Annotated in this window: 8 protein-coding genes and 1 pseudogene; 7 read left to right on the forward strand and 2 right to left on the reverse strand. The window is 67.9% G+C overall.

Going from position 1 to position 9580, the window contains the following annotated elements:
- Positions 1–752: 752 nt before the first annotated feature.
- Positions 753–1766 (forward strand): annotated as a pseudogene (locus tag ACE3T5_RS19520) (integron integrase); the annotation flags it as partial.
- Positions 1767–1888: 122 nt separating this feature from the next.
- Here ACE3T5_RS19520 and ACE3T5_RS19525 read toward each other — a convergent pair.
- Complete coding sequence (locus ACE3T5_RS19525) at positions 1889–3814, reverse strand: ABC transporter ATP-binding protein/permease (RefSeq protein ID WP_374669777.1); 1926 nt, start codon at positions 3812–3814, stop codon at positions 1889–1891.
- Between the two features lie 41 nt (positions 3815–3855).
- On the opposite strand from ACE3T5_RS19525, the gene ACE3T5_RS19530 reads away from it, so the two are divergent.
- A complete protein-coding gene (locus ACE3T5_RS19530) occupies positions 3856–4284 on the forward strand; it encodes an acyl-CoA thioesterase (protein ID WP_374669778.1) in 429 nt (142 codons plus the stop codon).
- 49 nt (positions 4285–4333) lie between these two features.
- On the opposite strand, the gene ACE3T5_RS19535 is transcribed toward ACE3T5_RS19530, so the two are convergent.
- Entirely contained in the window at positions 4334–5134 is an 801-nt protein-coding gene (locus ACE3T5_RS19535; RefSeq protein WP_374669779.1) for a crotonase/enoyl-CoA hydratase family protein, read from the reverse strand.
- A 128-nt stretch (positions 5135–5262) separates the two neighbouring features.
- On the opposite strand from ACE3T5_RS19535, the gene ACE3T5_RS19540 reads away from it, so the two are divergent.
- From ACE3T5_RS19540 to ACE3T5_RS19560, 5 genes are all read left to right on the forward strand, one after another.
- Positions 5263–6138, forward strand: a complete 876-nt coding sequence (locus ACE3T5_RS19540; RefSeq protein WP_374669780.1) for a branched-chain amino acid ABC transporter permease — start codon at positions 5263–5265, stop codon at positions 6136–6138.
- Positions 6139–6144: 6 nt separating this feature from the next.
- Positions 6145–7221 (forward strand): branched-chain amino acid ABC transporter permease, encoded by a 1077-nt coding sequence (locus ACE3T5_RS19545; protein ID WP_374669781.1) that lies wholly within the window; start codon positions 6145–6147, stop codon positions 7219–7221.
- Between the two features lie 13 nt (positions 7222–7234).
- Positions 7235–8035 (forward strand): ABC transporter ATP-binding protein, encoded by an 801-nt coding sequence (locus ACE3T5_RS19550; protein ID WP_374669782.1) that lies wholly within the window; start codon positions 7235–7237, stop codon positions 8033–8035.
- A gap of 5 nt (positions 8036–8040) precedes the next feature.
- Entirely contained in the window at positions 8041–8838 is a 798-nt protein-coding gene (locus tag ACE3T5_RS19555; protein ID WP_374669783.1) for an ABC transporter ATP-binding protein, read from the forward strand.
- 4 nt (positions 8839–8842) lie between these two features.
- Positions 8843–9580 (forward strand): AMP-binding protein (locus tag ACE3T5_RS19560; protein ID WP_374669784.1); only part of this gene is annotated, 738 nt, incomplete at its 3' end.

Genomic DNA, 9580 nt, shown 5'->3' on the forward strand with positions numbered 1-9580 from the left:
CGTGCGGCATAACGTTGGCGGTAACCGGCACGCTGCGGCAGCGCAGACCGGGCAAAGAATGAAATGACTGCCCGGTCTGCGCTGCCGCAGCGTGTCCGGTTGACCAACGTGTTATGCCGGGCGTGCGGCGCGACCTGCACCCTGAACCGCTGGCTGATGCCTAAGCAGCCCTGCGCCAAGCGCCTCGTGGACAAGTTGCCTACCGACGGTGCTGCTGCCGTAGGCGAACCCGAGACCGCCGAACTGTTTGTGCCGAAGTTCAAGCCACATCCCCGAAGAGCCGCCGTTTCACCACCCACTCGCAGGCGGACTAAGCGCCCCCGAACTCTCGCGTGATTTTCCTTCGCGCGCAAGCCCTGGTCGAACTGGACGAACCGCTCTCATAGCCTCTTCAAGCCCTCCGCGTCAGCGGCATGCTCTTCGACCTTCGAGGTCATGGTGCGGCCTGAGCCGCGAGGCTGTCTTCACGGACAGTGGCACGACGAGCCGGTCCATCTGCGCGGCATAACTTGATCTGGCCCGCACACCCGCGCCGTAACCTCGATTGCCGTCCATCGCCATCCCTCCATCTGCTTTCTGCAACTGCCAGATTTATATCAGCAATCCGCTCCCGAGTACCACTTGTGTACTCATGTAATTCACGCTGAAATCCGTCGCCGCCGCCGGGTTTCGTCGCCAATTTGTGGGACCCAGCCGCTTTGCCATCGCCCGAAAGGCTTGCCAGTCAATGCAAAAGGCGGAATACTGTTTGCATGAACAGTGATAACAGCTCCGCGAAAGTCCGCAAGCTGTCCCCGCGGCCGCCCTTGCAGGCCACGCGCCTGATGGCGCAGTTGCGTGAGCGTCTTCGCTACCTGCACTACAGCCTGCGCACCGAGCAGGCCTACGTGTCGTGGGTGCGGCACTTCTTGCACTTCCACAGCTTGCGGCATCCGCGCGAGATGGGGCAGGCAGAGGTGGAGGCCTTCCTCACCATGCTGGCGACCGAGCGCAAGGTGTCGGTCTCCACGCATCGCCAGGCCTTGAGCGCGCTGCTGTTTCTCTACAAGGAGGTGCTGGGCGAGTCCCTGCCCTGGCTGGACGAGATCGGCCGCCCCACCCGCAAGCCGCGCATTCCGACTGTGCTCACGCATGTCGAGATCGAGCGCATCCTCGGCTTCATGCAGGGGGAGACGGGCCTTCTCGCGCGGCTGCTCTACGGCACCGGCATGCGCCTGCAGGAGGGGCTGAGCATGCGCGTGAAGGACATCGATTTCGACCGCCACGCCATCGTCATCCGCGAGGGCAAGGGCGGCAAGGACCGCGTGGTGATGCTGCCCGCCGCGCTGGTCGAACCCTTGCACCAGCAGCTGGGGATGTCGCGCCGCTACTGGGAGGCCGACCGCGCCGCCCGGCGCGCCGGCGTGCAGGTGCCTTTCGCGCTCGATCGCAAGTACCCGCGCGTGGGTGAAACCTGGTCCTGGCACTGGGTGTTTCCGTCGCCGCGCCTCTCGGTGGATCCGCGCAGCGGCGTCGAGCGGCGGCACCACCTGTTCGAGGAGCGGCTCTCGCGTGCGCTGCGCCGTGCCGTGCACATGGCGGGCGTGCAGAAGCATGTGTCCGCGCACACGCTGCGCCACTCGTTCGCCACCCATCTGCTGCAGGCCGGCACGGACATCCGCACCGTGCAGGAGCTGCTGGGTCACAGCGATGTGAGCACCACCATGATCTACACGCACGTGCTCAAGGTGGCGGCTGGTGGCACTACCAGCCCGCTGGATCGCCTGATGCTGGACGCGCCGGCCACGCGCTTCCATGACAACCCCGTGGCAGATGAGCCGCTGCCGCCCCTGCCCGGCACAGGCCCTGGCCGCGGCCGCGGCCCGCGCGCGCGGGAGCCGCTGGCGCCTTACCGCGTCTCGGCTGGCGCCTCACCCTCCGCGCTCTGCTGCAGCGCCCACATGCGCGCATAGCGCCCGCCCCGGGCCAGCAGCTCGGCATGCGTGCCGCGCTCGGCGATGCGCCCTGCCTCCATCACCAGGATCTCGTGCGCATCCACCACGGTGGAGAGGCGATGCGCGATCACCAGTGTGGTCTTTCCCTGCGCGGCGCTGCGCAGCTCCGCCTGGATCGCGCGCTCGTTGGCGCTGTCCAGCGCGCTGGTGGCCTCGTCGAAGATCAGGATGGGCGGGTCCTTCAGCAGCGTGCGCGCGATGGCCACGCGCTGCTTCTCGCCACCGGAGAGCTTGAGTCCCCGCTCGCCCACCATGGTGTGGTAGCCGCGCGGCGTGGCGGTGATGAAGTCATGGATGCGCGCGGCCAGGGCCGCCGCTTCCACCTCTGCGCGGCTGGCCCCGGGCCGGCCGTAGGCGATGTTGTATTCCACGGTGTCGTTGAACAACACCGTGTCCTGCGGCACGATGCCGATGGCGCGGCGCAGGCTGGCCTGGCTCACCTGGCGGATGTCGCGCCCGCCGATGGTGATGCGCCCGCCCGCATCCGCCGTCGCGCCGGGCAGCCCCACGTCATAGAAGCGGTACAGCAGCCGCGCCAGCGTGCTCTTGCCGCTGCCTGAAGGGCCCACCACCGCCACCGTGCGGCCGGCCGGGATCTCGAAGCTCACGTCATGCAGGATCTCCCGGCCCGCCTCATAGGCGAACTGCACGTGCTCGAAGCGCACGGTCCAGTCCGCCGGCGCCTGCGCCACCGCCGCTGATGCATCGCCGGCCCCGGGCCGCGGCAGCGGCAGGTCCACCGCGTCCGGCGCATCCGCCACCTCGCGCTCGCGCGCCATCAGCGCGAACAGCCGGTCCAGGTCGGTCAGGCTCTGCTTGATCTCGCGGTACAGCACGCCCAGGAAGTTGAGCGGGATGTACAGCTGGATCATGAAGGCATTGATCATCACCAGGTCGCCCAGCGTCATGCGGCCGTCCACCACGCCCTGCGTGGCCCGCCACAGCATCGCCACCAGCGCGCAGGCGATGATGAGCTGCTGCCCGGCGTTCAGCAGGCTCAGCGTGGTCTGTGCCTTCAGCCGCGCGCGGCGCAGGCGCTCCAGGCTCTCGTCGTAGCGGCGCGCCTCGAAATCCTCGTTGTTGAAGTACTTGACCGTCTCGTAGTTCAGCAGCGAGTCGATGGCCTTGGTGTGCGCCGCGGAGTCGAACTCGTTGGCCTCGCGGCGGAAGCGCGTGCGCCACTCGGTCACCGTCACGGTGAACACGATGTACAGCGCCAGCGCCGCCACCGTGATCACCGCGAACCACGGGTCGAAGCGCATCGAGAGGATGGCCAGCACCAGCGCCACCTCGATCAGCGTGGGCACCACGCTGTACAGCGAGTACGAGATCAGCGATTCGATGCCGCGCACGCCACGCTCGATGTCGCGCGTCATGCCACCGGTCTGCCGCTCCAGGTGGAACCGCAGCGAGAGCGAATGCAGGTGGCGGAAGGTCTCCAGCGCGATGCTGCGTGCGGCGCCCTGCGTGGCCTTGGCGAACACCAGTTCGCGCAGCTCGGTGAAGACCGAGGTCGCCAGCCGCAGCAGACCGTAGCCCAGCAGCAGGCCGGCCGGCACCACCAGCACGGCGCGCGCGTCCCCGGGCTTCAGGTCCATGGCGTCCACCAGTTCCTTCAGCAGCAGCGGCACGCCCACGTTGGCGAGCTTGGCCGCCACCATGAAGGCGAGGGCGGCTGCTACCCGCCAGCGGTAGCGCCACAGGTAAGGCAGCAGCCGGCGCAGCGTGGCCCAGTCGCCGCGGGGCGGCGCACTGGCGCCCGGCACGGCCGGGCCCGCGGGCAGGGGAAGGGAGGCACTGCGTTCGCCACCGTGGCGCATGAGGGAGAATCCGGGACAGCCAGAACCTGCAGATTGTGCCCATGTCCGCGATTCCAAGCCCCACCGGGGAACGTGCCGCTTCCGCCCCGCTGCCCACGCTGGGCGACAAGGAGCTGGTGCTCAAGGTCATTCCCATGCCGGCGGATACCAACGGCAACGGCGACATCTTCGGCGGCTGGGTCATGGCCCAGGTGGACCTGGCGGGCTCCGTGCTGCCGGCCCGCCACATCAAGGGGCGCATGGCCACGGTGGCCGTGAACGAGTTCATCTTCAAGCAGCCGGTCCGCGTGGGCGACATCCTCAGCTTCTTCGCCCGCGTGCAGCGCATCGGCCGCACCTCGATCACGGTGCAGGTGGAGGTGTTCGCGGAAACCTTCCGCGCCCAGGGCGAGTTCGTGAAGGTGACCGAGGCCACCCTCACCTACGTGGCCATCGACGACGCCGGCCGCCCGCGCGAGATTCCGCGCTGAAGGCCCGCCCGGGGCCGTCCGGGCCGTCGCTCAGGCCCTTTGGCGGTCGTCAGAACCGCCCGTGGCGCCCCTCGCCCGCCGCAAAGCGGCCCGCGCCCTCGAGCGCGTCGCCGATGCGATCGCGGCCGCGCTGCCACTCGCCATGCAGCGCCTCGGGCAGCGGGTGGCCCCACTGCTCGTAGGCGCTCATGCGGTCCGCGCGCATCGTGGCCTGCGGGAACCGGCACAGGTCCTGCGCGAGCGCGATGGCGGCTGCGCGTGACTGCCCGCGCGGCACCACGCGATTGGCCAGGCCCATGGCCAGCGCCTCGGCAGCCTGCACCTGGCGGCCGGTGAGGATCAGGTCCATCGCGTGGCCCATGCCGATGAGCCGCGGCAGGCGCACGGTTCCCCCATCGATCAGGGGCACGCCGAAGCGGCGGCAGTAGACGCCGAAGTAGGCGTCCTCCTCCATCACCCGCAGGTCGCACCACAGGGCGAGCTCCATGCCACCCGCCACTGCGGCACCCGCCACCGCCGCGATCACCGGCTTGGACAGCAGCAGCCGGCTCGGACCCATCGGCCCCAGGGGTCGCTCGTCGCCGGGCGAGAAATCCAGGTGCGATAGCGGTCCTTCGCCCCGCGCCTCGCGCGCCAGTTTCGCCCCCGCCTGCAGATCCCAGCCGGCGCAGAAGTGACCGTGGTCCCCATGGAAGACGGCCACGTGCGCATCGGGGTCATCGTCGAAGGCGATGAAGGCCTCGTGCAGGGCACGCGCCGTGTCCGCATCCACCGCGTTGCGCACGGCCGCGCGGGCCAGCGTGACCACGGTCACGGGGCCCAGTCTCTCCACTCGGACAGCATCGCTCATTCCGAGGATTGGAACGCAGAAGCGGCGCGTCGACTAGGCGACAGGCCCCCGGGCCAACCCTGTACATGATGCGCGGCCCGCACGGCTATAACAGTGCGCCATCCAGAAACCGACCGGAGACAAGCACGGTGCAATTCCTGCAACTGGTGATCAGCGGCGTAGCGCAAGGCTGTATCTACGGCCTCATCGCGCTGGGCTTCGTGCTGATCTACAAGGCCACCGAGACGGTGAGCTTCGCCCAGGGCGAGCTGATGATGCTCGGCGCCTTCGGCGGCCTGGCCGCCATGACGATGATGGGCTTTCCCTTCTGGCTCTCGGTGATCTGCGCCATCGCCGCCATGGCCCTGTTCGGCCTGGTGCTGGAGACGGTGGTCATCCGCCCCATCCTGGGGCAGCCCGCCTTCTCCATCGTCATGCTCACCATCGGCATCGGCTACGTGGCGCGCGGCCTGATCACGATGATCCCCAACATCGGCACCGAGACGCACACCCTGCCCGTGCCCTACAAGGACCAGGTCTGGAACGTGGGTGGCCTGGTGCTCAACGTGGAGCAGATGGTCGTGATCGCGGCCACCGCCGTGCTGTGCGCGCTGCTGTACACGGTGTTCAAGTACAGCAAGATCGGCATCGCCATGCAGGCCGCCTCGCAGAACCAGCTGGCCGCCTACTACATGGGCATCCCGGTCAAGCGGCTCAACAGCCTGGTGTGGGGCCTCGCCGCGGCGGTGGCGGCCGTCGCCGGCCTTCTGCTGGCGCCCATCACCTTCGTGCACGCCAACATGGGCTTCATCGGCCTGAAGGCCTTCCCCGCCGCGGTGGTGGGCGGCTTCGGCAGCCTGCCCGGCGCCATCGTGGGCGGGCTCATCATCGGCGTGGTGGAGTCGCTCTCGGGCTTCTACCTGCCCGAGGGCTTCAAGGACATCGCCGCCTACATCGTGGTGCTCATCATGCTGGTCGTCATGCCCAACGGGCTGTTCGGCGAGAAGCTCCGCAAGAAGGTCTGACGCGCCATGAGATTCATCTTCAAGACGGACTACAACCAGGACGTCAACCTCGCCAAGCATGGCGGCCACGTCTTCTGGTACGGGCTGCTGTGCGCGGCCCTGGTGCTGGCGCCCTGGCTGCTGTCGGAATACCTGCTGGCCCAGGTCACGTTCATCCTGATCTACGGCATCGTGGGCCTGGGCCTCATGATGCTCGCGGGCTTCACCGGTCTGTTCTCCATCGGCCACGCGGCGTTCTTCGGCGTCGGCGCCTACACGCAGGCCGTGCTCACCGGCATGGGCTGGCCCTTCCCGCTCGCGCTGGCGGTCGGCGCCCTGCTGTCGGCCGCGGTCGGCGTCGTGGTCGGCCTGCCGGCGCTGCGCGTCAAGGGCATCTACCTGGGCATCGCCACGCTGTCCTTCGGCTTCATCGTCGAGGAGGTGTTCGCCCGCTGGGAAAGCGTCACCGGCGGCAATGCCGGCAAGACGGTCGGCTCGGTCAAGATGTTCGGCTGGACGGCCGACACCGGCACCTCGTTCTACTTCGTCTGCCTGGTGGTGGCGGTGCTGTGCACGCTGGCCTGCCTGAACCTGCTGCGCTCGCCCACCGGGCGCGCCTTCGTGGCCATCCGCGACTCGGAGATCTCCGCGCAGAGCATGGGCATCCACCTCGCCCGCTACAAGACACTGTCGTTCGCTCTGTCGGCCGCGCTGGCGGGCATCGGCGGCGCGCTCTACGCGCACCAGATCCGGTTTCTCTCGCCCGACCAGTTCAACATCATCCAGTCGATCGACCTGCTGCTGATGGTGGTGATCGGCGGGCTGGGCTCCATCCACGGCGCCTTCCTGGGGGCCATCTTCCTCATCGGCCTACCCCAGGCCATCAGCGCGGTGAAGGACTTCCTGCCCGCGGCCATCGGCCAGGCGCCGGGCCTGAAGGCGGTGGTCTACGGCGCGGTGCTGATCGGCTTCGTGCTGTTCGAGCCGCTGGGCCTGTACGGCCGCTGGCTGAAGATCCGCACCTACCTGCAGCTGTTCCCGTTCTATCGCAAGGGCCTCTTCAAGCGGCAGAAGTCCTTCCAGAAGTCGGATCGTCTGAAGTGAGCACGCCAAGACCATGAGCGAAACCCTCCTCTCGGCCGAGAACATCAGCGTGCGCTTCGGCGGCGTGCTGGCCGTCAACAACGTCAGCTTCGACGTGCGGCGCGGCGAGGTGTTCACCCTCATCGGCCCCAACGGCGCCGGCAAGACGACGGTGTTCAACCTCATCAGCCGCATCTACAACCCCACCACCGGCCGCATCGTCTTCGAGGGCGAGGAACTCACGCGCCAGCCGCCCCACCGCATCGCCAGCCTGGGCATCGCGCGGACGTTCCAGAACATCGAGCTGTTCGAGCACGCCTCGGTGCTGCACAACCTGCTGATCGGCCGGCACACCCACCACAAGAGCAACCTCTTCAGCGAGATGTTCTTCACCGGCAAGGTGCGCGCCGCCGAGGTGGAGGCCCGCGAGAAGGTGGAGCGCGTGATCGAGCTGCTCGATCTGCAGCACCACCGCGACTCCATGGTCGCCGGCCTGCCCTACGGCGTGCGCAAGGTGGTGGAACTCGCCCGCGCCCTGTGCACCGAGCCCAAGCTGCTGCTGCTGGACGAGCCTTCCTCCGGCCTGAACGTGGAGGAAACCGACGACATGGCGTTCTGGATCCAGGACATCAAGCACGAGCTGGGCATCACGGTGCTGATGGTCGAGCACGACATGAGCCTCGTGTCCAAGGTGAGTGACCGCGTGCTGGCCATGAACCAGGGCGAGGTGCTCGCCACCGGCTCGCCGCGCGAGGTGCAGACGCACCCCGGCGTGATCGAGGCCTACCTGGGCTCGGTCGACGACATGAGCTCCCTGCGCAGGGAGGCCGCGTGACCGCCATGAGCGCCAATCCCCCGCCCGTGAGCGACCAGCCGGTGCTGAAGCTGCTCAACGTCGAATCCGCCTACGGCCCCATCAAGGCCATCCGCGGCGTCAGCCTGCAGGTGCGCCGCGGCGAGATCGCCACCGTGCTCGGCTCCAACGGCGCCGGCAAGACGACCATCCTCAAGACCATCTCCGGCATCATCGACCCGCGCAAGGGCAGCGTGGAGTTCAAGGGCGAGAACATCACCGCCAACGACCCTGCCCGCATCGTGCAGATGGGGCTGTCGCACGTGCCCGAGGGCCGCGAGGTGTTCCCGCTGCTGTCGGTGCACGACAACCTGGTGATGGGCGCCTACACCCGCGCCGACAAGGACGGCATCGCGCGCGACATGGAGGCCGTCTACCGCTACTTCCCCATCCTGAAGGAGCGCGCCGCGCAGGATGCCGGCCTGCTCTCCGGCGGCCAGCAGCAGATGCTGGCCATCAGCCGCGCCATCATGGCCGCGCCTGACCTGATCCTGCTCGACGAGCCCAGCCTGGGCCTGTCGCCCAAGCTCACCAAGGAGATCTTCGAGATCGTCGTGCGCGTCAACCGCGAGCGCGGCACCACCATCCTGCTGGTGGAGCAGAACGCCAACATGGCGCTCAACGCCTCCGACTACGGCTACGTGCTGGAGAACGGCCGCATCGTGATGGAAGACACCTGCGCCCGCCTGCGCGAGAAGGAAGACATCAAGGAGTTCTATCTCGGCATGAAGGAAGCCGGCGTGCGCGGCGAGCGGCGCTGGAAGAAGAAGAAAAATTGGCGGTGACGACATGAGCAATCTCTGGGATCTGTCCCATATCCAGCCCGAGACCCGCGTGGTCCTCGAAGGCGACACCATCCCCGCGATGTTCTGGAACGCGGTCGACAAGCGCGCCGCCAACGTCTGGATGCGCCAGAAGGAGCTGGGCATCTGGCGCAGCTGGACCTGGTCGCGCACCGGCGAGGCCGTGCGCGAGATCGCGGGCGGGCTCATGAGCCTCGGCTTCGCGCCGCGGCACACCGCCTCCATCCTCTCCAACACCGTCATCGAATGGGTGCTGGCCGACATCGCCATTCTTTCCTGCGGCGGCGTGTCCAACGGCATCTACCCCACCGATGCAGCCGCTCAGGTGCAGTACCTCTGCGAGGACTCGGGCACCAGCATCCTGTTCGTGGAAGACGATGAACAGCTCGACAAGGCGCTGGAGGTGCGCGAGCAGATCCCCAGCCTGAAGAAGATCGTGGTCTTCGACATGGAAGGCCTGCGCGATCTGGACGACCCGGGCGTCATCAGCCTCGATGAACTGCGCCGGCTCGGTCGCGAGTACAACGCCGCCCATGCAGACGAACTGATGCAGCGCGTGCGCGCCGTCAAGCCCGAGGATCTGGCGATCCTGGTCTACACCTCCGGCACCACCGGCAAGCCCAAGGGCGCGATGCACGCGCACAAGGGCCTGGTCTACACCGTGCGCGGCTACAACACGCTCATCGCCCGCACCGACGCGGATGAGTGCATGTGCTTCCTGCCG

Origin of the sequence: Ramlibacter sp. (assembly GCF_041916345.1) — a bacterium.
In the GTDB taxonomy this organism is placed as follows: domain Bacteria; phylum Pseudomonadota; class Gammaproteobacteria; order Burkholderiales; family Burkholderiaceae_C; genus Ramlibacter.

Coding starts and splice junctions, on each gene's coding strand:
- ACE3T5_RS19530 (WP_374669778.1), top strand. CDS start 3,856: ATGTCCGCGATTCCAAGCCCCACCGGGGAACGTGCCGCTTCCGCCCCG.
- ACE3T5_RS19555 (WP_374669783.1), top strand. CDS start 8,041: ATGAGCGCCAATCCCCCGCCCGTGAGCGACCAGCCGGTGCTGAAGCTG.
- ACE3T5_RS19525 (WP_374669777.1), bottom strand. CDS start 3,814: ATGCGCCACGGTGGCGAACGCAGTGCCTCCCTTCCCCTGCCCGCGGGC.
- ACE3T5_RS19535 (WP_374669779.1), bottom strand. CDS start 5,134: ATGAGCGATGCTGTCCGAGTGGAGAGACTGGGCCCCGTGACCGTGGTC.
- ACE3T5_RS19545 (WP_374669781.1), top strand. CDS start 6,145: ATGAGATTCATCTTCAAGACGGACTACAACCAGGACGTCAACCTCGCC.
- ACE3T5_RS19550 (WP_374669782.1), top strand. CDS start 7,235: ATGAGCGAAACCCTCCTCTCGGCCGAGAACATCAGCGTGCGCTTCGGC.